Raw genomic sequence first — 19,328 nt, 5'->3', positions numbered from 1 at the left:
AGACTAGCGGGGAAGGACATCCCCCGCCAGCCCTCCGGAGCCGCTGCCGTTTACGCAGCCTTCACCTTCTATTGCAACCAGTTGCTGAGCGGTTACCCGAACAGGCGGGCGACCCAGCCGAAGATGGCCAGCCGGGTGATGTCGTTCCAGGTCGTGAAGACGAAGAGCGCCACCAGCACGGCGATGCCGGCACGGAAGCCGTATTCCATGGCCCGGGCCGGAAGCGGGCGCCCCCGCACGGCCTCAGCCGCGTAGAACAAGAGGTGGCCGCCATCCAGGACGGGGATGGGGAAGAGGTTGATCAGGCCCAGATTTACCGAGAGCACCGCGATGAAGGTGATCAGGCTGGGAATCCCCAGCTGCGCCACCTGGCCGGAAAGCTGGGCGATACGCAGCGGCCCGCCCAGATCCTCGGTCCCCCGGGAGCCGGTGATCATTTCCCAGATGCCGGCGATGGTCTGGGCGCCGATGTCCCAGGTCTGGACAACGCCCGCCGCCAGCGCGCTGAAGGGGTCGAGGCGCCGGAACTCCGGCGCGCCGCCGGTCACGCCAAGGATACCCACGGCACGCCCGTCCGATTCGCGGGCGGTGGGGGTGGCGGTCAGCCGCTGCTCGTCCCCGGCGCGATTGATGCGGAGCTCGACCGGCTGGCCGGGGCGCGCCTGGATATGGCGCTGCACATCCTCGAAGCGCGCCACCTCCTGGCCGTCCAGCGCCAGGATGCGGTCGCCGGGCTGCAGCCCGGCCTGGGCGGCTGCGCTGCCCTCCACCACCGCGCCCACGGTGGCGCTGGGCAGCGGCTGGCCCATGGTCATGTAGAGCCCGGCGAAGAGCAGCGCCGCCAGCAGGAAGTTGGCGATGGGCCCGGCCGCGACGACGATGGCGCGGTCCCGCACTGGCTTGTCGTGGAAGGTGCGGCCATGCAGCCAGCGCGCCTTCTGCTCGGGCGTGGCATCCAGCCCCTCCTGCCCGTGCAGCTTCACGAAGCCGCCCAGCGGCAGCCAGGAAAGGCGCCATTCCGTGCCGACCCGGTCCGTCCAGCTACGGATCACCTTGCCGAAGCCGATCGAGAAGACCTCGACATGCACGCCGCGCCAGCGCGCGGCGAGGTAGTGGCCCATCTCGTGCACGAAGACGAGCACGCCCAGCACCACGATGAAGGAGATGACCGTACGCAGGCCGTCTGAAAGGAAGTCCAAAGTCGTCTCTCCGCCCCCCGGCGGGGCAATGGGGTCAGGCCTTCAGGCTCGCTGCCCGGGCAGCGGCATCCTGCCGCGCCGCAGCGTCCAAAGCCAGCACGGCCGCGAGATCAGGCACCTCGGGCGAACCGAGGGCCGCCAGGCTTTCCTCGACCACCGCGGCAATCCCGAGGAAGCCAAGGCGCCGTTCCAGGAACAGCCCGACCGCAATCTCGTTAGCGGCATTCAGGATGGTGGTGGCGCCCGGCCCTGCCTGCAAGGCCTGCCGCGCCAACCGCAACGCAGGGAAGCTCTGCGTATCCGGGGCGTAAAACTCCAGCTTGGCCAGGGCCGCCAGGTCCAGGCGCGGCACGTCCACCGTCATCCGGCGAGGCCAGGCCAGGGCATGCGCGATGGGGGTCCGCATATCCGGCGTGCCCAGCTGCGCCAGAAGCGAGCCATCCGCATACTGCACGAGGCCATGCACCGCCGATTGCGGATGCACCAGCACCTCGATCCGCTCCTCCGGCACCGGGAAGATGCGGGCGGCCTCGATCAGCTCCAGCCCCTTGTTCATCATGGTGGCGGAGTCGACGCTGATCTTCGCGCCCATGGACCAGACGGGATGGCGTACCGCCTCCTCCGGCGTCACGCTGGCCATCCGCTCCAGGCTGGCCTGACGGAACGGGCCGCCGGAGGCGGTGAGGATGATCTTCTCCACCGCCGCCGGGTCGCGGCTGTCGAGCACTTGGAAGATGGCGTTGTGCTCGGAATCCACCGGCAGCAGCGTGGCGCCCGAGGCCCGCGCGGCGGCCAGCACCAGATGGCCTGCGCAGACCAGGGCTTCCTTATTGGCCAGGGCCAGGGTACCGCCACGCCCCAGCGCGGCCAGGGTCGGTTCCAGCCCGGCCGCGCCGACGATGGCGGCCATGGTCCAGCCGGCCTCCAGGGCCGCGGCGGCCAGCACCGCATCACGCCCGCAGCCTGTGGCGATGCCACTACCCGCCAGGGCGGCCTCCAGCGCCGGGCCGGCGGCCGGATCGGCCAGCACGGCGATGCGCGGCCGCAGCCGGCGGGCCTGTGCCGCCAGCGCCGCGGCGTCGCGGCCGGCGACCAGCGCCACAACTTCGAATTCACCGGGCGGCGCGGCTTCCAGAAGCGAAACGGTGCTGCGCCCGACCGAGCCCGTGCTGCCGAGAATGGTGACCGTGCGGGGCATCAGCGCCAGAGCACCACGCCATAGCCGACGCCGAAGGCCAGCAGCGCCGCAACCGGCGCGGCCGCCAGCAGCCCGTCCAGCCGGTCCAGCAAGCCGCCATGGCCGGGGATGAGGGCGGAACTGTCCTTGACGCCGAAGCGGCGCTTGAAGGCGCTCTCGAACAGGTCGCCCGCCTGCGTCGCCACGCCCAGCAGGGCAGCGATCACGGCGGCCTTGCCCATGTCGTCGGGATAGGGCGTGGTCCAGCCGGCGACGAGGGCGCCGATGACCATGGTGCAGACCAGCCCGCCAATGGCCCCAGACCAGGTCTTGCCGGGGGAGATGGAAGGCGCCAGCTTCGGCCCGCCCAGCATGCGGCCGAACATATAGGCGCCGATGTCGCTGGCCCAGACGACCGCGATCAGGAAGAGGACATTGTCGCGGCCGGCCTCATTGTCGTGCCGAAGCTCGATCAGGCTGATGCCGGCGATACCGATATAGAGCACGCCGAAGGCCAGCCAGCCCGCGGGAGCCGGCCGCCCGTCCCGCCGCCGCAGCCAGCCGGCACCGGCCCAGGTCGCCACGAAGCCCAGCGCCAGCAGCACCAGCGCCGGCACGGTCATGCCGAAGACCGCGAGGGCACAGGCCACGAAAACCGCCGCTGGAACCGCCGCTCCGGGAAGCGCCCGGTTGCGGAGCCCGCAGAGATGCACCCATTCCCAGACCAGCCCGGCGATGGCCACGGCCATGAGCGCCGTCCAGGGCAGCGCCCCCAGCCAGATGCAGAGCAAGGCGCCCGGCCCCAGCACAGCGGCGGAAATGGCGCGCTTCTTCAGGTCCCGCCAGCGTTTGGTCTGCGCCTCGGCCTCCGTGGTCGACATCCCGCTCAACCCGCGCCGTAGCGCCGCTCCCGGCGCGCATAACAGGCCACGGCCTCGGCCAGCTGGGCCGCGCCGAAGTCAGGCCAGAGCGTCTCGGTGAACCACAGTTCGGCATAGGCCGCCTGCCAGAGCAGGAAATTGGAGAGCCGCTGCTCGCCCGAGGTGCGGATGATCAGGTCGGGGTCCGGCATGCCGTGGGTGGAGAGGCAGCGCTCCAGCATCTCCTCGTCCACCGCGTCCGGCGCCAGCCGGCCGGCGGCGATCTCCTGCGCCAGGGTGCGGGTGGCCGTGACGATCTCGGCCCGGCTGCCATAGGAGAGGGCGACGGTGAGGTTCAGGCCCGTATTGCCGGCCGTCAGTGCCTCGGCCTCGCGGATCGCCGCCACCGTCTCGGGCCCGAAGCGGTTACGGTCACCGATCACGCGCAGCCGCACCTTGTTGCGGTGCAACGCGGCGATCTCGTGCCGGAGGTAGAAGCGCAGCAGGCCCGTCAGGTCCCGCACCTCCTCCTCCGACCTCTGCCAGTTCTCGGAGGAGAAGGCGAAGAGGGTCAGCCAGCCGATCCCGGACTTGGCCGCCGCCTCGACAGTGCGGCGCACGGCATCGGCGCCGGCCTTGTGGCCCAGTGCGGCGGGGAGGCCGCGCGCCCTTGCCCAGCGCCGGTTGCCGTCCATGATAATGCCGACATGCACAGGGACGCCCGAGGACGTGCCGTCATTGATCGCCGAGGCCGCTCCGGACGCCGCACACATTCGATTGCCGTTCCGCCTGTTTGGAGAAGAGATCGAGGGGAGGACGTCAGACGGTCTTGATGTCCTTTTCCTTCTCCACCAGCGCCTCATCGACCTTTTTGATCGTGGCGTCCGTCAGCTTCTGCACCTCATCGGACCAGCGCTTGGCGTCGTCCTTGGAGATCTCAGACTTGGTTTCCCAGCCCTTGATGGTCTCCATGCCGTCACGGCGCACGCCGCGCGCGGCCACCCTGGCGGATTCGGCATATTTATGCGCCTGCTTCGCCAGCTCGTTACGGCGCTCGGCGGTCAGCGGCGGAAGCGGCACGCGGATGGTCTGACCCTCGGCCTGCGGATTCAGGCCCAGGCCGGAGTCGCGGATGGCGATCTCGACAGCCTTGGTGGCCGAACGGTCCCAGACCTGCACCGAAAGCATCGAGGGGCCGGAGACGGAGATATTGGCCACCTGGGTCAGCGGCTGGTTGGCGCCATAGACCTCCACCCGGATCGGCTCCAGCAGCGCCGGGGAGGCACGGCCGGTACGCAGGCCGCTGAATTCCTTCTTCAACGACTCAACCGCGCCATCCATTCGGCGCTGCAGGTCCTGCTTCAGCTTCGGAAAGTCGGCGGGAGCGGCCATGGCGTGCGTCCTTCTTCTACTTAGCGCTTACTGGTCCACGACCGTCGTGAAACGGCCCTCACCCTGCATGACGGCAGTGAAGGCACCGGTCTCGTGGATGTTGAAGACAATGATCGGCAACTTGTTCTCACGCGCCAGGCTGATAGCGGCCGCGTCCATGACGGCCAGGTCACGGGCCAGCATGTCGAGATAGGTCAGCGTCACGTAACGTTCCGCCTGCGGATTCTTGCGCGGATCGGCGGAATAGACGCCATCCACCTGCGTGCCCTTGAACAACGCGTCACAGTTCATCTCGGCAGCGCGCAGCGCGGCGGCGGTATCGGTCGTGAAGAAGGGATTGCCCGAGCCGCCGGCGAAGATGACCACCCGCCCCTTCTCCATGTGCCGCTGGGCGCGGCGGCGGATGAAGGGCTCGCAGACGCTGCTCATCGGGATGGCGGATTGCACGCGGGTCGGGACGCCGATCTTCTCCAGCGCATTCTGCATGGCCAGGGCATTCATGACCGTGGCCAGCATGCCCATGTTGTCGGCCTGAGCGCGGTCCATGCCCGAGGAGGCCCCGGAGACGCCGCGGAAAATATTGCCCCCGCCCACGACGACGCAGACTTCGACGCCCAGCGCCACGGCACCCTTGATATCGTCGGCGATCGCCTTGACCGTGGCATTGTCGAGACCGTAGTCGCGGCCGCCCATCAACGCCTCCCCCGAGAGCTTGAGCAGGACGCGCTTATAGAGGGGGGCGGTCATTAGGACAGAACTCCGTGGGCAAGGCAGGATTCAAACAAGTGCGCGGAACGATAGGCAGACCACCCGGACGGGGCAAGGCTGGCCGGCGGGCGGGCCGGTAACGGGTCGGTAGCCAAGCAAGCAGACGGGGGCGCCGGCCCAGCCGACACCCCCGCCATCAGTCGTCAACCCGCCCGATCAGACCGTGCCGGCGGCGGCGGCCACTTCGGCGGCAAAGTCGCCGGACTGCTTCTCGATGCCCTCGCCCAGCTGGAAGCGGGCGAAGCCGGTCAGCTTGGCGCCGGCCTTCTGGACCACGGCCTTCACGCGGCTCTCGCCATCATGCACCCAGACCTGCTCCAGCAGCACCACTTCCTCGTAGTACTTGCGGACGCGGCCCTCGACCATCTTCTCGATGATGGCGTCCGGCTTGCCGGAAGCGCGGGCCTGCTCCGTCAGCACCGCCTTCTCACGCTCCAGCGCGGAGGGGTCCACCACGGAGACGTCCAGCGCCTCGGGGCGCGCGGCGGCGACATGCATGCCGATCTGGCGGCCCAGCGTCTCCAGCGCCTCGATCTCGGACGGGGCTTCCAGCGCGGCCAGCACGCCGATCTTGCCGAGGCCCGGCTTGACGGCGGAGTGCGTGTAGGTGGCGACCACGCCCGACGGCACCGTCAGGCGCTTGGCCCGGCGGATGGTCATGTTCTCGCCGATGGTGGCGATCAGGCGCGTCAGCTCCTCCTGCACCGAGTGGCCGGTGCCGGGGAAGGTATAAGCCTTGATCTGCTCCACGTCGTCGCCAGCCACCAGCACGATGCCGGCCACCTCGGAGACGAAGTTCTGGAACAGCTCGTTGCGGGCCACGAAGTCGGTCTCGGCATTCACCTCGACCATGCCGGCGACCTGCGGGCCGCTGGCCACGCCGATCAGGCCTTCGGCGGCCACGCGGCCGGACTTCTTGGCCGCGGCGGCCAGGCCCTTCTTACGCAGCCAGTCGATGGCGACCTCGATGTCGCCGTCGCTCTCAACCAGCGCCTTCTTGCAGTCCATCATGCCCGCGCCGGTCTTCTCGCGCAGGTCACGCACCATCAGGGCAGTGATCTCAGCCATGCTCGATTCTCCTCGCGCTGTTGCGGCTCAGACCTTGCCGGCCTGGTTGCCGTCGTCCTGGTTGTTCTGGACCATCGCCTCGACCGTCTCGGTGTCCAGGCCGACACCGGGGCTGGTCTGGGCGCCTTCCAGCACCGGCTCTTCCTCAAGCAGTTCCTCGGAGGCACCCAGATCGACGCCGGAGGCCTGCAGCTCGGCGGAGATGCCGTCGAACACGGCGCCGGCGATCAGGTCGCAGTACAGGTTAATGGCGCGGATGGCGTCATCGTTGCCCGGGATCGGATAGGCGATGCCCGAGGGATCAGCGTTGGAGTCGAGCACGGCGACAACCGGAATGCCAAGCTTGTTGGCCTCCTCGATCGCCAGCTTCTCCTTCACCACGTCGATGACGAAGATGATGTCCGGCAGGCCGCCCATGTCGCGGATGCCGCCGAGCGCGCGGTCGAGCTTCTCCTTCTCGCGCGTCAGCATCAGGACTTCCTTCTTGGTGAGGCCCTGGGTGTTGCCGCCGAGCTGCTCGTCCATCTGCTTCAGGCGCTTGATGGAGCCCGTGATGGTCTTCCAGTTGGTCAGCATGCCGCCGAGCCAACGATGGTTCACGTAGTACTGGCCGCAGCGGGTCGCGGCCTCGGCCACGTATTCGGCGGCGGACTTCTTGGTGCCCACGAAGAGCACGCGGCCGCCACCGGCCACCACGTCACGGACAGCGCGCAGGGCGCGGTCCAGCAGGGGGACGGTCTGCTGCAGGTCCAGGATGTGCACCTGGTTGCGCACGCCGAAGATGTACGGCGCCATCTTCGGGTTCCAGCGGCGGGTGTGGTGGCCAAAATGGACACCGGCCTCAAGCAGCTGACGCAGGGAAACTTCGGGCATCGCCATGGCGGCGGTCCTTCCTTCAGATCGTAGTCCGGTTGAGCCTCCGCGGCACTAAGCCCCCTCTCGGGGGACCGGACCCTGGCACCATGTGGGTGGAAGGGCGCGCCGCGTGCGGATTTGCCCGCCACGGGCTCATCCCAGGGCGAACGTGGCGGCATATGGCATACCCCGCGCGCCGGGGCAAGCTTGGCCTGGGGAGTTTAACGGATGTCCTCCCCGGCGTCTGGCCTCAGGCCCAGGCGCGTGGCGAGGGTCGCCGGATCCTCGAAGAGGATGCCGTTGGGCAGCGCGGCCTGCCGGCCCTCTTCCAGCCGTACCAGCGCGGGCACGCCGCGGATGCCCAGCCCCTAAATCAGCTTCTCCGCCATGGCGACACGGCTGGCCATGGCCTCCCCGATGCCGGGGTCGTCCGCCTCCAGCAGCGCCGCGGCCTCCTCCAGCCCGAGGTCACGCAGGACGGCCAGCAATTGCCCGGGGTCTGTGATGTCTCCGCCATCGACATAGCGCAGCTGCTGGATACGGTGCAGCGCCTCCAGTTCCTTCGCCGGCTCCGTCAGATGAACCGCCGTCACGGCCCGGGTGGCCGCCGTGGAATCGAAGCGCCCGGACGGGTCGCCCAGAACCTTCTCCCGGTAGGCGTCCGAAAAGACCTGCCCGGTCATCTGGCCGATACGCTGGTCATTGCGCCAGGCATAGGTGGCGAAATCCGGGGTCATGACACGGTCGCCGCCCGCGAAAAGCCCGGTCGCCAGCGGATGCAGCATCACCGAAGGCTCCAGCTCCAGCTTCGCCACTGCGGGCGCGGCGCCGTAACACCAGCCGCAGAGCGGGTCATAGAGATAGAAGAATTCGTGCATCTCACCCTGCCTCCACATGCGCGACGCCCGGGAACACCTTCATGGCCTGCGCCAGGCGGGGTGTGACGTTGAAGAAGCCGGGCAGCACGACCTCGATCTCCTGCCCCGGTCCGGTGCGGGGAATCAGCGCCACTGTGCCCTTGCCCGGCCCTACCCGCTCCAGCATGGCGCGGATCGGCTCGATGGCGGCCGTATCCTCGATGGTCAGGCGCAGCATCTGCCGCAGGTTGGCGGCAGCCTTGTCCAGCCCATCCAGATCCTGGGCCGTCAGGCGCAAGGTTTCCCCTTCCATCCGCGCCTCGCAGGTGATGAGGACGGCATTGCCTTCCTTCAACATCTCACGCGACCGCAGCAGCACCTCCGAGAACAGCGTCACCTCGGTGCTGCCGGAGGCATCGGAGATGCGCACCCAGGCCATGCGGCTGCCGGTGCGGGTGGTGCGCTCCTTGCTGTTCACGACCGTACCGGCCAGCTTCAGCCGGCCGACGCCGGCCTCCGCCCGTGCCTGCATCTGCGCGATGGGCGTGACGCCCAGCTTCCGCAGCGTCTCCCTGTAAGTATCCAGCGGATGGGCCGAGAGATGGAAGCCCACGGCCTCGGCCTCCTGGCTCAGCCGCTCCAACTCCGGCCAGTCCGGGATCTCGGGCAGGCGCAGCGGCTCCGGCCGCGCGTCGCCACCGCCGAACAGGCCGATCTGGCTGGAAGAGCGTTCCTCCGCCTTGGCCTGGGCGCGGCGCAGGATCACCTCGGCGCCGGTCATGACCCTGGCGCGGTTCTTCTCCAGCGTGTCGAAGGCACCGGCGCGGGCCAGGTTCTCCAGCTGCATCTTGTTCAGCAGCTTGGGGTCCACGCGCCCGGCGAAATCGGCGATGGATTCGAACGGCCGGCCGCGCGCGGCGACGAGGTCCTTCATCGCCTGCAGGCCAACGCGCTTGACCGCCGCCAGGGCGAAGCGGATGCATTCCTTGCCATCCTCGCGGATCTCCACGCGGAAATCGGCGGCGGAGCGGTTCACGTCCGGCGGCAGCACGGGAATGCCGAGGCGGGCGGCCTCCTGCATGTGGTTTGCGAGCTTCTCCGTCTTGTCCATGTCGAAGGTCATGGAGGCAGCGATGAAGGCCACCGGATGGTTCGCCTTCAGGTAGGCGGTCTGGTAGGCGACCAGCGCATAGGCCGCCGCGTGCGACTTGTTGAAGCCGTATTCGGCGAACTTCTCCATCAGGTCGAAGATCTCGCCGGCCTTGTCTTCCGGCACGCCGTTCCTCACCGCGCCGTCGACGAAGATCTTGCGCTGGGCTTCCATCTCCGAGCGGATCTTCTTGCCCATGGCGCGGCGCAGCAGGTCGGCGCCGCCGAGCGAATAGCCCGCGACATCCTGGCTGATCTGCATCACCTGCTCCTGGTAGACCAGGATGCCGTAGGTTTCCTCGACCAGATGGCGCATCGCGGGGTGCACCGGCTCCCAGGCCTCGCCATGCTTGCGGGCGCAATAGGCCGGGATATTGGCCATCGGCCCCGGACGATAGAGCGAGACGGCGGCGATCAGATCCTCGAAGCGGTCGGGCCGCATCATGCGAAGGCAGTCCCGCATGCCCTGGCCTTCGAACTGGAACACGCCGGCGGAATCGCCGCGCGCCAGCATGTCGTAGGTCTTCTTGTCGTCCAGAGGAATGCGCGTGAGATCGACCTTGATCCCCTGCTCGTCCAGGATCTCCACCGCGCGCTGCAAGACCGTCAGCGTCTTCAGGCCGAGGAAGTCGAACTTCACCAGGGACGCGTTTTCCACGTATTTCATGGAATACTGCGTCACCAGCATGTCTGAGCGCGGATCGCGATAGAGCGCGACCGTATCGATCAGCGGCTTGCGCCCGATCACCACGCCGGCCGCGTGGGTGGAGGCGTTGCGGTACAGCCCTTCCAGCACCAGGGCCGTTTCCATCAGCCGGTCCACCATTTCATCCGCGCGCATGTCCTGCAGGCGCGGCTCGCCGTCGAGCGCCTGCTGCAGCGTCACGGGCTTGGCGGGGTTGAAGGGGATCAGTTCCGCGATGCGGTTCACCTGGCCATAGGGCATGCCCATGACGCGGCCCACGTCGCGCACCACCGCCTTGGCCTGCAAGCGGCCGAAGGTAATGATCTGCGCTACGCGGTCCTCGCCATATTCGCGGCGGACGTATTGGATCACTTCGTCGCGCCGGTCCTGGCAGAAATCGATGTCGAAGTCAGGCATCGACACGCGCTCAGGGTTCAGGAAGCGTTCGAACAGCAAGCCGAAGCGCAGCGGGTCGAGGTCCGTGATCAGCAGCGCCCAGGCGGCCACCGAACCGGCGCCCGAGCCACGGCCGGGCCCCACGGGAATGCCCTGCTGCTTCGCCCACTGGATGAAGTCGGCCACGATCAGGAAGTAGCCGGAGAAGCCCATCTTCTCGATGACGTCGAGCTCGAATTCCAGCCGGTCCCGGTAGACCTGCCGCTCCGTCGTGCCCTGCGCGTCCAGCCGCGCCTCCAGGCCACGGCGGGCCATGTCGCGCACCGTCTCGGCCTCGGTCATGCCGGGCTGCACCTTCGGGCAGATCGGCAGCTCGGGCTTGCGGTTCTCCGCCATCACGTGGCAGCGGCGGGCGATGGCCAGGGTATTGTCGCAGGCCTCAGGCAGGTCCTTGAACAGTTCCCGCATGGCGGCAGCGGATTTGAAGTAATGCTCCGCCGTCAGGCGCCGCCGGTCGGTTTCCGCCAGGGTGCGGCCCTCCGCGATGCAAAGCAGCGCGTCATGCGCCTCATACATCTCGGGCCTGGCGAAATAAACGTCGTTGGTGGCGACCACGGGCAGCCCGGCCGCATCGGCCAGCGAGAGCATTGCGGGACCAAGCCCCCGCTCCACCGCCAGGCCGTGGCGGTGCAGCTCCACGGCCAGGCGGTCGGGGAAGCTCTCCTTCAGGGTATCCAGCAGATGCGCCGCCGCCTCCCGCCGCCCTTCCACCAGCAGCCGCCCCAGGGGCCCGTGGGTACCGCCGGTCAGCAGGAAGACGCCCTCGGAATGGCCGCGCAGCAGGTCCAGCGTGATGGCGGGCCTGCCGGAAGGATCGTCGCGCAGGAAGCCGTGGGACGAGAGGCGCTGCACATTCTCCAGCCCCTGCGCGTTCATCGCCAGGACCACGATGGGGTCCGGGTTCAGCCGGGCGATTTCAGGCCGGTCATCCATCGCGGCACGCGTCAGGTTAAGCTGGCAGCCGATGATCGGCTGCACACCTTTACCAGAGCAGTAATTCGAGAATTCCAGCGCGCCGAACATATTGGCGCTGTCGGTCAGCGCCAGGGCCGGCATGCCGGCCTCCCGGGCCAGCGCCGCCAGCTTATCCGCCTTGATGGCGCCCTCGGCGAGGGAATAGGCGGAATGGGTATGCAGATGAACGAAGGAACCGGACATGGGGAGGATATAGCACCTCCCCTGCCCGGCTTCACGCGTTCAGGCCGGAACGACGTGACCTTCGCGCAGCGTCACTACCCGGTCCATGCGGGCGGCGAGGTCGGGGTTATGCGTGGCGATCAGCGCCGCCACGCCGGCGTTGCGGACAGCCGCCAGCAACTCCCCGAAGACGAGGTCGGAAGTGCCGACATCGAGGTTGCCGGTGGGTTCATCCGCCAGCAGCAGCCCCGGGCGATTGGCCAGGGCACGGCTGATGGCGACGCGCTGCTGCTCGCCACCGGAAAGCCGGCCCGGCCGATGCGCCTCGCGCCCCTTCAGGCCGAAGGAGGCCAGCAACTCATGCGCCCGCGCCTCCGCGGGCGCGCGGGCTGCGCCGATGGCCATCTGCGGCAGAACCACATTCTCCAGCGCCGTGAATTCCGGCAGCAGGTGGTGGAACTGGTAGACGAAGCCGATGGAACGTCCGCGCAGGGCGGTGCGGGCCTTATCCGCCATGCCGGAGGTGTCCTGGCCATCGACGATGACCTTGCCGCCATCGGGCTTTTCCAGCAGCCCGGCCAGATGCAGCAGCGTGGACTTGCCGGTACCGGAAGGCGCCACCAGCGCGACGATCTCGCCCGCGTGGAGGTCGAGATCGGCGCCGCGCAGCACCGGCAATTCGCCGGCTTCCGTGCGGAAGGAACGTTTGACGCCGGAAAGGCGCAGGCGCGGCGTGTCACTCATTGCGCAGCGCCTCCACCGGGTCCGTCTTGGCCGCGCGCCAGGAGGGATAGAGCGTCGCCAGCAGCGACAGGCCCAGGCCCATCAGCACGACCTGCGTGACTTCGTTCGGGTCCACGATGGCGGGCAGGCGCGTCAGGAAATACACCTCCGGGCTGAAGAGCTGCGTGCCCGTGAGGGACTGCAGGACCTGCCGGATGTGTTCGATATTCAGGCAGAAAACCAGCCCGATGGCGAAGCCGATCAGCGTGCCCAGAACGCCGATGGACGCGCCGCAGAGCAGGAAGATCCGCATGATGGCGCCGGAGCTGGCGCCCATGGTGCGGAGGATAGCGATGTCGCGCCCCTTGTCCTTCACCAGCATGATGAGGGAGGAGATGATGTTGAAGGCCGCGACGACGATGATCAGGGTCAGGATCAGGAACATCACGTTCCGTTCCACCTGCACGGCGGCGAAGAAGCTGCTGTTGCTGGCCTGCCAGTCCAGCACCCGGAATGGCATGGGGGAGAGCGTCCGCACGATCTCCTGCGTCACCCGCCGTACCTGGTCCGGGTTCTGCACGAAGATCTCGATCTGCGATGCGGCATCCCGCAGCTGGAAATAGGTCTGCGCGGCCTGCAGCGGCATGAAGACATAGCCGCTGTCGTATTCATTCATGCCCGTGTCGAAAAGGGCCGCGATGGTATAGGCCTTCAGCCGCGGCACCATGCCGATGACGGTGGTACGCCCCTGGGGCGAAACCAGCGTCACCTTGTCGCCGACACCCAGCCGCAGCTTCTGCGCCAGGCGGGTGCCGATGATGATGCTGTCCTCGCCGCCGAACTGGTCCAGGCTGCCGGCGACGATATTGCCAGCCAGGATCGGCCGCGCCTTCAGGTCCTCCGGCCGGATGCCGCGGGCGAAGCCGCCGGTGGCGCCGCCGGATTCACTGGTCAGCAGCACCTGCCCTTCCACCACCGGCGCCGCCGAGGTGATGCCCGGCAGCCCCCGCACCCTGGCCAGGATGCTGTCGAAATCCCGCAGCCCCCCGCCATCGGCGGAATAAATGCCGAGATGCCCGTTCAGTCCGAGGATGCGGCCCAGCAGTTCCTGCCGGAAGCCGTTCATCACGGACATCACGATGATCAGCGTGGCCACGCCCAGCGCGATCCCCACCAGGGAGAAGGTGGCGATCACGGAGACGAAGCGTTCCCCCTTCCGCGCCCGCAGGTAGCGGAAGGCAACCATCCGTTCGAAGGCCCCGAACATCGGACGGCTCAGGCGCCGAGGATGCGGTGCAGGGCCTCTTCCAGCGAGACTTCTTCCCGCTCCCCGGTGGCGCGGCGCTTCAGCTCGATCTTGCCATTGGCGGCGCCGCGCGGGCCGATGATGGCCTGCCACGGATAGCCGGCGAGATCGGCGTCGTTGAACTTCACGCCCGCGCGCTCGGGACGGTCGTCATAGACGGCATCGCCCGGCAGGGAGGCGTAGAGCTTCTCGCAGAGCATGTCCGTCGCCAGGTCGCCCGGCTTCAGGTTGAGGATAGCGCAGCGGAAGGGCGCCACCGCATCCGGCCAGATGATTCCGGCCTCGTCATGGCTCGCCTCGATGATGGCGCCCAGCAGGCGGGAGACGCCGATGCCGTAGCTGCCCATCTGCGGAATGACAGGCTGGCCGTCAGGCCCGGTCACCGTCAGGCCCATCTTCTCGGAATACTTGGTGCCGAAGAAGAAGATGTGACCGACCTCGATGCCCTTGCCCTCGCGCTGGCGGTCCGCCGGCACCTTGGACCAGGCGGCCTCATCATGCATCTCGTCCGTCGCGGCATAGAGGCCGGTGACCTGGGTGAAGAAATTCTCCAGATCCTCCGGCTTCTCGTAGCTGTAGTCCTCGTGGGAGAGCTTCAGCTCCTCGAAGGCGGCGTCGTAGAAGACGGTGCTCTCGCCGGTCGGCGCCAGGATGATGAATTCGTGGCTGAGATTGCCGCCGATGGGGCCGGTATCAGCGCGCATCGGCACCGCGCGCAGGCCCATGCGCTGGAAGGTGCGCATATAGGCCAGCATCATGGCGCGGTACGAACGGGTCGCGCCCTCCACGTCCATGTCGAAGGAATAGGCGTCCTTCATCAGGAACTCACGGCCGCGCATCACGCCGAAGCGGGGGCGCACCTCGTCCCGGAACTTCCACTGGATGTGGTAGAGGTTGCGCGGCAGGTCGCGGTAGGACTTGGCGTAGCCCTTGAAGATGTCGGTGACCATTTCCTCGTTGGTCGGGCCGAAGAGCATCTCGCGGTCATGCCGGTCGCGGATGCGCAGCATCTCCTTGCCGTAGTCGTCGTAGCGGCCGGACTGGCGCCAGAGCTCCGCGCTCTGGATCGTCGGCATCAGGATTTCCTGGGCGCCGGCGGCGTCCTGTTCCTCCCGCACGATCTGCTCGACCTTCTTCAGCACGCGCAGGCCCAGTGGAAGCCAGGCATAGATGCCGGCGCTGGTCTGCCGGATCATGCCGGCACGCAGCATCAGCTTGTGGGAAGCAATCGCCGCCTCAGCGGGGATTTCTTTGAGAGTCGGCAGAAAGGCGCGGGAGAGGCGCAAGGGAAAGGCTCCGGTCCAAAACTTTGGCCGGGAACGTAAGGTGGAATGCGCCCGGATGCCAGCGAGCGCGGCCACAGGAGGCAGCCCGAATGCTGCGCCGCAATAAAAATACGCAATCAGTGCTGGAGCAGCAACTTTCTGCGATTTGGCTTGGCGGCCGACATCAGAAGGGATACAAAAAAAGGGCCGCACAAAGTGCGGCCCGAGTTTAGGGAGGAAACGCCAGTCACACGGCAGGAAGAGAACCAGCTCTCTTCCTGTGATTGACTGTGCCCAGTCACCACCCCCTCAGCAATGTAAAAGCCGAGCAGAAAAGCTGAAAAAATGGGCCATTCTCTGAGATGGGCCCAGAAAATGGGCGTATTTGGATTTTCTTGGTCAAATTTGCCTAATCGATAGGCATGGCGAGCCAGCCATGGCGGAAGCTGAGCCAGTCGCTGCTCGCGAGCAGAAAAATTCCAGCCCAGATCACGGTCGCCGCCACGGTCGTCCAGATGGCCTTGGTCAGCACGGCGGGCCGCTGCGGGGCGCCGCGCCAGCCCCCGGTCTGATGCGAGCCCTCGGGGTCAGGCTGCGTTCCAAACGGCAGCACGGCGAAGAGCACGGTCCACCAGACCAGGAAGTAAACCATGATCCCTGTTGCCCAACCCATCGCGCGCCCTCCTCTCCGCTGCGTGGCCACTTAGGCCCGGCACGCGCATCTGGCCAGGGGCAGGCATGATGGCACAGGAATGTCCATGCACCTTGATGATGTGGAAACCATGGGCTGCGATGTTCCGCCGTATGTTCATCGCACCCGTGCTCCGCCCCGCCGACCGCCTCCAGATGCTCTCCAGATCACGCCAGACGCCCGCCGCGGTCATCGCCCTCTTCGAGAGCGAGGAGATTGCTGACGCCGCTCTGCACGATCTGGGCACCGAGGTGCTGCAGCGGGCGAGCGCCGGCGTCCGCATGCTGACCCCGGCACCAGGGCTGCGGGAGATGCTTTACGCCGCTGGCGCCCTGCTGGTCGTGGCGGACTGAGCAGGGCCCGGACCCCGGCGTGGCGCCGATGCGGATGGAGCCGACGCGCATCTCCGTGCCGATCCGCTTCGCGCTGGGGCCCGCCGGATGACCAGCCCCGGCGCGAAGCGGCCATCCATCGGCGGCCCGGCGCCGCCAGTGCCATATTTCCTCGCATAACGGAGTTGCCGCCCTTCCGCTGGCGGCGGTCCCGCGCCATATCCGGCGCTGAGGATGCGAACATTACCGGAACCTTTCGCGGCCTGGTTCGCCGCGCGCGGCTGGCGGCCCCGGCCGCATCAGCTTGAGATGCTGGCCGCGGCCGAGGCAGGGGAAAGCGCGCTGCTGATCGCGCCGACGGGTGGCGGCAAGACCCTCGCCGGCTTTTTGCCCAGCCTGATCCAGCTGCACCGCAACCCCCGCCCCGGGTTGCACACGCTCTACGTCTCCCCGCTGAAGGCGCTGGCGGTCGATATTGCCCGCAACCTCACCATTCCCGCGCAGGAGATGGGGCTGGATATCCGCATCGAGACGCGCACCGGCGATACCCCCGCCAATCGCCGCAGCCGCCAGCGCGCGGACCCGCCTCAGATCCTGCTGACCACGCCGGAAAGCCTGACCCTGCTGCTCTCCCTGCCCGATGCGGCGGAGATGTTCGGCGGGCTGGAATGCGTGGTGATCGACGAGATCCATGCCCTGGCCGGCACCAGGCGGGGGGACCAGCTGGCGCTCTGCCTCTCCCGCCTCTCGGCGCTGGCGCCGCGCATGCGGCGGGTCGGGCTTTCCGCCACGGTCGCTCATCCCCGCGCCCTGGCCGCCTGGTGCGCCAGGAATGCCGACCCCGATGCCGTGCGACTGGTGCGGGTATCCGGCGGCGCGGCGCCGGAGCTTTCCATCCTGCTGCCGGCCGGACGGCTGCCCTGGGGCGGGCATATGGGCCTGACCAGCATGCCGGAGGTCTATGAGCACCTGCGGCAGGCCGGGGTCAGCATCGTCTTCACCAATACCCGCGCCCAGGCGGAGCTGTGCTTCCAGGCCCTCTGGCGGCTGAACGAGGACAATCTGCCCATCGCCCTGCACCACGGCTCGCTGACAGTGGAGCAGCGGCGCAAGGTGGAGGCCGCCATGGCGGCGGGGCGGTTGCGTGCCGTAGTCGCCACCGCCTCGCTCGACCTCGGCATCGACTGGGGCGCGGTGGATCAGGTTATCCAGGTAGGCGCGCCGAAGGGCGTGGCGCGGCTGTTGCAGCGTGTGGGCCGCGCCAATCACCGGATGGATGAGCCCTCCCGCGCCGTGCTGGTGCCGGCCAATCGCTTCGAGGTGGTGGAATGCCGCGCCGCCATCGATGCCGTGGCGGCCGGCGAGGTGGATGGCGAGCCGCCCCGGCCCGGCGGTCTGGACGTGCTGGCGCAGCACATCCTGGCCATGGCCTGCCACGGCCCCTTCTTCCCCGACGATCTCTTCGCCGAGATCCGCAGCGCCGCGCCCTATGCCGAACTCTCCCGCAAGGATTTCGAGGACACGCTGCGCTTCGTGGAGGACGGGGGCTATGCCCTCTCCGGCTATGAACGCTTCCGGCGGCTGTTCCGTGACTATGAGGGCCGGGTGCATGTCCGTGGCCCGCAGGTGGCGCGGCAGCTCCGCATGAATCTCGGCACGATCGTCGAGACGCCGCTGCTGAAGGTGCGGATGCGCGGCGGCCCGATACTGGGCGAGGTGGAGGAGTGGTTCGTCTCCACCCTGGAGCCCGGCGACAACTTCATCTTCGCCGGGCAGGTGCTGCGCTACGAGCGGCTGGACCCCACGGCCGTCATCGTCTCCCGCGGCGGCGAAGGGGAGCCGCGCGTGCCCGCCTATGCCGGCGCCCGCATGCCGCTGACCACCTGGCTGGCGCGGCGGGTGCGGGAGATCCTCTCCAATCCCCGCCGCTGGCGCGGCCTGCCGCCGTCGGTGCGGGAATGGCTGGCCATGCAGCGCCACCGCTCCGAGCTGCCGCCGCTGGACGGGCTGCTGGTCGAGGTCTTCCCGCGCGGCAACCGCTGGTTCCTGGTGGCCTACTGCTTCGAGGGGCGGCTGGCGCATCAGACGCTCGGCATGCTGGTCACGCGCCGGATGGAGCGGATGGGGCTGGGGCCGCTGGGCTTCCTCGGCACCGATTACGTCATGGCCGTCTGGTCCGCCTTCGAGCCCACGGATGTCGGGCACCTGTTCGAGGAGGATCTGCTGGGCGAGGAGCTGGAGGAATGGATCGCGGAAAGCTCCATGCTCCGCCGCACCTTCCGCAATATCGCCACCGTCGCCGGGCTGCTGGAGAAGAACCATCCGGGCCAGGAGAAATCCGGCCGGCAGATGACCATGTCGGCGGACCTGATCTACGACGTGCTCCGCAAGCATGAGCCCGACCATGTCCTGCTGCGGGCCACCAGGGCTGAGGCCGCCTTCGGCCTGACCGATGTCGCGCGTATCGGCACCCTGCTGGCCCGGGTCAGGGGGCGCATCCGCGTCCGCCGGCTGGAACAGGTCTCGCCGCTGGCGGTGCCGGCGCTGATCGAGGAAGGCCGGGAATGGGTCTCCGGCAGCGCCGAGGACGCCCTGCTGGCCGAAGCCGTGGCCCTGGTGGATGAGGCGACCGGTGGCGAGGAGAGCTTCACGGGCGATCTCGGCCTCGACGCCCTGCCCCCGGTGCCGCCACCGCCCCGCGAGGCCCGCCCACGCAAGGCCCGCTTCATCCGCCACATGCGCCGGAACACAGGGTAACGGTGGGCGTTATATTGCCTGCGGCAGCGCCAGGCAGAGGGTGGCATGGACCAGGACGTCGACCATCTCGCGAAGCAGCTTCTGGAGAATGGCTTCGACCGCTTCTCGCCACGGGAGAGGCGCGTCCTGATGCGGATCGCCAAGCGCCATCCCACCACCCGCAGCGTCAATCACGCCATGGCCGAGCAGGACAGCCTGGGCGACCGGATCGCGGACCGGGTGGCGCGGTTCGGCGGCTCCTGGGCCTTCATCATCAGTTTCATGGTGGTGATGATCTTCTGGGTGCTGTCCAATTCCTTCCTGCTTGCCCGCTACAACACGGCATACGACCCCTATCCCTTCATCTTCCTCAACCTGGTGCTGTCCATGGTGGCGGCCCTGCAGGCGCCGCTGATCATGATGTCGCAGAACCGGCAGGCGCAGCGGGACCGGGTGGCGGCGGCGCTGGACTATGAGGTCAATCTGAAGGCCGAACTGGAGATCATGGCCCTGCACGACAAGCTGGACCAACTGCGGCTGAACCAGCTGCGGGACATGCTGACGGCGCAGCAGCGGCAACTGCAACGGCTGACCGAACGCATCTGCCCGGAAGGGCCCTGATAGCCAAGCCTTCGCCGCCACGCCATTTTTGCACCTTCCCGCGCACCCCCG

The 19,328-nt window shown here is 68.0% G+C and carries 18 protein-coding genes; 3 read left to right on the top strand and 15 right to left on the bottom strand.

The genetic code is table 11. The features are described 5' to 3' along the window. Positions 1–92: 92 nt before the first annotated feature. From rseP to IAI58_RS09820, 15 genes are all read right to left on the bottom strand, one after another. Positions 93–1,199, bottom strand: a complete 1,107-nt coding sequence (gene rseP / locus IAI58_RS09885) for an RIP metalloprotease RseP (RefSeq protein ID WP_207445876.1) — start codon at positions 1,197–1,199, stop codon at positions 93–95. A 34-nt stretch (positions 1,200–1,233) separates the two neighbouring features. Continuing rightward, positions 1,234–2,397 (bottom strand): 1-deoxy-D-xylulose-5-phosphate reductoisomerase, encoded by a 1,164-nt coding sequence (gene dxr / locus IAI58_RS09880; protein ID WP_207445875.1) that lies wholly within the window; start codon positions 2,395–2,397, stop codon positions 1,234–1,236. Further along, a complete protein-coding gene (locus tag IAI58_RS09875) occupies positions 2,397–3,257 on the bottom strand; it encodes a phosphatidate cytidylyltransferase (RefSeq protein ID WP_207445874.1) in 861 nt (286 codons plus the stop codon). The genes dxr and IAI58_RS09875 overlap by 1 nt, the downstream gene beginning before the upstream one ends. 5 nt (positions 3,258–3,262) lie before the next feature. Continuing rightward, on the bottom strand, positions 3,263–4,009 hold the full coding sequence (gene uppS, locus IAI58_RS09870; protein ID WP_207445873.1) for a polyprenyl diphosphate synthase: 747 nt from the start codon (positions 4,007–4,009) through the stop codon (positions 3,263–3,265). A gap of 46 nt (positions 4,010–4,055) precedes the next feature. Further along, entirely contained in the window at positions 4,056–4,628 is a 573-nt protein-coding gene (frr, locus tag IAI58_RS09865; RefSeq protein ID WP_207445872.1) for a ribosome recycling factor, read from the bottom strand. Between the two features lie 27 nt (positions 4,629–4,655). Beyond that, positions 4,656–5,375 (bottom strand): UMP kinase, encoded by a 720-nt coding sequence (pyrH, locus tag IAI58_RS09860; RefSeq protein WP_207445871.1) that lies wholly within the window; start codon positions 5,373–5,375, stop codon positions 4,656–4,658. A 177-nt stretch (positions 5,376–5,552) separates the two neighbouring features. Then, the gene (gene tsf, locus IAI58_RS09855; RefSeq protein WP_207445870.1) at positions 5,553–6,464 is read right to left on the bottom strand and encodes a translation elongation factor Ts; all 912 of its coding nucleotides are present in this window, start codon (positions 6,462–6,464) and stop codon (positions 5,553–5,555) included. A gap of 27 nt (positions 6,465–6,491) precedes the next feature. Beyond that, a complete protein-coding gene (rpsB, locus tag IAI58_RS09850) occupies positions 6,492–7,343 on the bottom strand; it encodes a 30S ribosomal protein S2 (protein ID WP_207445869.1) in 852 nt (283 codons plus the stop codon). A 197-nt stretch (positions 7,344–7,540) separates the two neighbouring features. Next, positions 7,541–7,669, bottom strand: coding sequence for a hypothetical protein (locus IAI58_RS23280; protein WP_272874802.1), 129 nt, complete (start codon positions 7,667–7,669; stop codon positions 7,541–7,543). An 18-nt stretch (positions 7,670–7,687) separates the two neighbouring features. After that, positions 7,688–8,197 carry a DsbA family protein gene (locus tag IAI58_RS09845; protein ID WP_207445868.1) on the bottom strand — a complete coding sequence of 170 codons (510 nt, stop codon included), beginning with the start codon at positions 8,195–8,197 and terminating at the stop codon, positions 7,688–7,690. Between the two features lies 1 nt (position 8,198). Next, positions 8,199–11,624, bottom strand: coding sequence for a DNA polymerase III subunit alpha (gene dnaE, locus IAI58_RS09840; protein WP_207445867.1), 3,426 nt, complete (start codon positions 11,622–11,624; stop codon positions 8,199–8,201). A 39-nt stretch (positions 11,625–11,663) separates the two neighbouring features. Beyond that, the gene (locus tag IAI58_RS09835; RefSeq protein WP_207445866.1) at positions 11,664–12,347 is read right to left on the bottom strand and encodes an ABC transporter ATP-binding protein; all 684 of its coding nucleotides are present in this window, start codon (positions 12,345–12,347) and stop codon (positions 11,664–11,666) included. Next, complete coding sequence (locus IAI58_RS09830; protein WP_207445865.1) at positions 12,340–13,593, bottom strand: lipoprotein-releasing ABC transporter permease subunit; 1,254 nt, start codon at positions 13,591–13,593, stop codon at positions 12,340–12,342. Before IAI58_RS09830 ends, IAI58_RS09835 begins: the two co-directional genes overlap by 8 nt. Positions 13,594–13,601: 8 nt before the next feature. Next, positions 13,602–14,918, bottom strand: coding sequence for a proline--tRNA ligase (gene proS, locus IAI58_RS09825; RefSeq protein ID WP_207445864.1), 1,317 nt, complete (start codon positions 14,916–14,918; stop codon positions 13,602–13,604). A gap of 388 nt (positions 14,919–15,306) precedes the next feature. Continuing rightward, positions 15,307–15,570, bottom strand: coding sequence for a DUF1467 family protein (locus tag IAI58_RS09820; protein ID WP_207445863.1), 264 nt, complete (start codon positions 15,568–15,570; stop codon positions 15,307–15,309). A 119-nt stretch (positions 15,571–15,689) separates the two neighbouring features. On the opposite strand from IAI58_RS09820, the gene IAI58_RS09815 reads away from it, so the two are divergent. From IAI58_RS09815 to IAI58_RS09805, 3 genes are all read left to right on the top strand, one after another. Then, the gene (locus IAI58_RS09815; protein WP_207445862.1) at positions 15,690–15,941 is read left to right on the top strand and encodes a hypothetical protein; all 252 of its coding nucleotides are present in this window, start codon (positions 15,690–15,692) and stop codon (positions 15,939–15,941) included. 288 nt (positions 15,942–16,229) lie between these two features. Beyond that, positions 16,230–18,677, top strand: a complete 2,448-nt coding sequence (locus IAI58_RS09810) for a ligase-associated DNA damage response DEXH box helicase (protein ID WP_237182292.1) — start codon at positions 16,230–16,232, stop codon at positions 18,675–18,677. Positions 18,678–18,722: 45 nt separating this feature from the next. Then, on the top strand, positions 18,723–19,277 hold the full coding sequence (locus tag IAI58_RS09805; protein WP_207445860.1) for a DUF1003 domain-containing protein: 555 nt from the start codon (positions 18,723–18,725) through the stop codon (positions 19,275–19,277). Positions 19,278–19,328: the final 51 nt, after the last annotated feature.

Source organism: Roseomonas marmotae (genome assembly GCF_017654485.1).
Lineage (GTDB): Bacteria > Pseudomonadota > Alphaproteobacteria > Acetobacterales > Acetobacteraceae > Pseudoroseomonas > Pseudoroseomonas marmotae.
This window is presented reverse-complemented; position numbering and strand designations above follow the sequence as displayed.

Bases quoted from the DNA above. Each gene is read 5' to 3' on its own strand.
- dxr (WP_207445875.1), bottom strand. From the start codon at position 2,397: ATGCCCCGCACGGTCACCATTCTCGGCAGCACGGGCTCGGTCGGGCGC.
- IAI58_RS09875 (WP_207445874.1), bottom strand. From the start codon at position 3,257: ATGTCGACCACGGAGGCCGAGGCGCAGACCAAACGCTGGCGGGACCTG.
- uppS (WP_207445873.1), bottom strand. From the start codon at position 4,009: ATGTGTGCGGCGTCCGGAGCGGCCTCGGCGATCAATGACGGCACGTCC.
- frr (WP_207445872.1), bottom strand. From the start codon at position 4,628: ATGGCCGCTCCCGCCGACTTTCCGAAGCTGAAGCAGGACCTGCAGCGC.
- pyrH (WP_207445871.1), bottom strand. From the start codon at position 5,375: ATGACCGCCCCCCTCTATAAGCGCGTCCTGCTCAAGCTCTCGGGGGAG.
- tsf (WP_207445870.1), bottom strand. From the start codon at position 6,464: ATGGCTGAGATCACTGCCCTGATGGTGCGTGACCTGCGCGAGAAGACC.
- rpsB (WP_207445869.1), bottom strand. From the start codon at position 7,343: ATGGCGATGCCCGAAGTTTCCCTGCGTCAGCTGCTTGAGGCCGGTGTC.
- IAI58_RS09845 (WP_207445868.1), bottom strand. From the start codon at position 8,197: ATGCACGAATTCTTCTATCTCTATGACCCGCTCTGCGGCTGGTGTTAC.
- dnaE (WP_207445867.1), bottom strand. From the start codon at position 11,624: ATGTCCGGTTCCTTCGTTCATCTGCATACCCATTCCGCCTATTCCCTC.
- IAI58_RS09835 (WP_207445866.1), bottom strand. From the start codon at position 12,347: ATGAGTGACACGCCGCGCCTGCGCCTTTCCGGCGTCAAACGTTCCTTC.
- IAI58_RS09830 (WP_207445865.1), bottom strand. From the start codon at position 13,593: ATGTTCGGGGCCTTCGAACGGATGGTTGCCTTCCGCTACCTGCGGGCG.
- IAI58_RS09820 (WP_207445863.1), bottom strand. From the start codon at position 15,570: ATGGGTTGGGCAACAGGGATCATGGTTTACTTCCTGGTCTGGTGGACC.
- IAI58_RS09815 (WP_207445862.1), top strand. From the start codon at position 15,690: ATGTTCCGCCGTATGTTCATCGCACCCGTGCTCCGCCCCGCCGACCGC.
- IAI58_RS09810 (WP_237182292.1), top strand. From the start codon at position 16,230: ATGCTGGCCGCGGCCGAGGCAGGGGAAAGCGCGCTGCTGATCGCGCCG.
- IAI58_RS09805 (WP_207445860.1), top strand. From the start codon at position 18,723: ATGGACCAGGACGTCGACCATCTCGCGAAGCAGCTTCTGGAGAATGGC.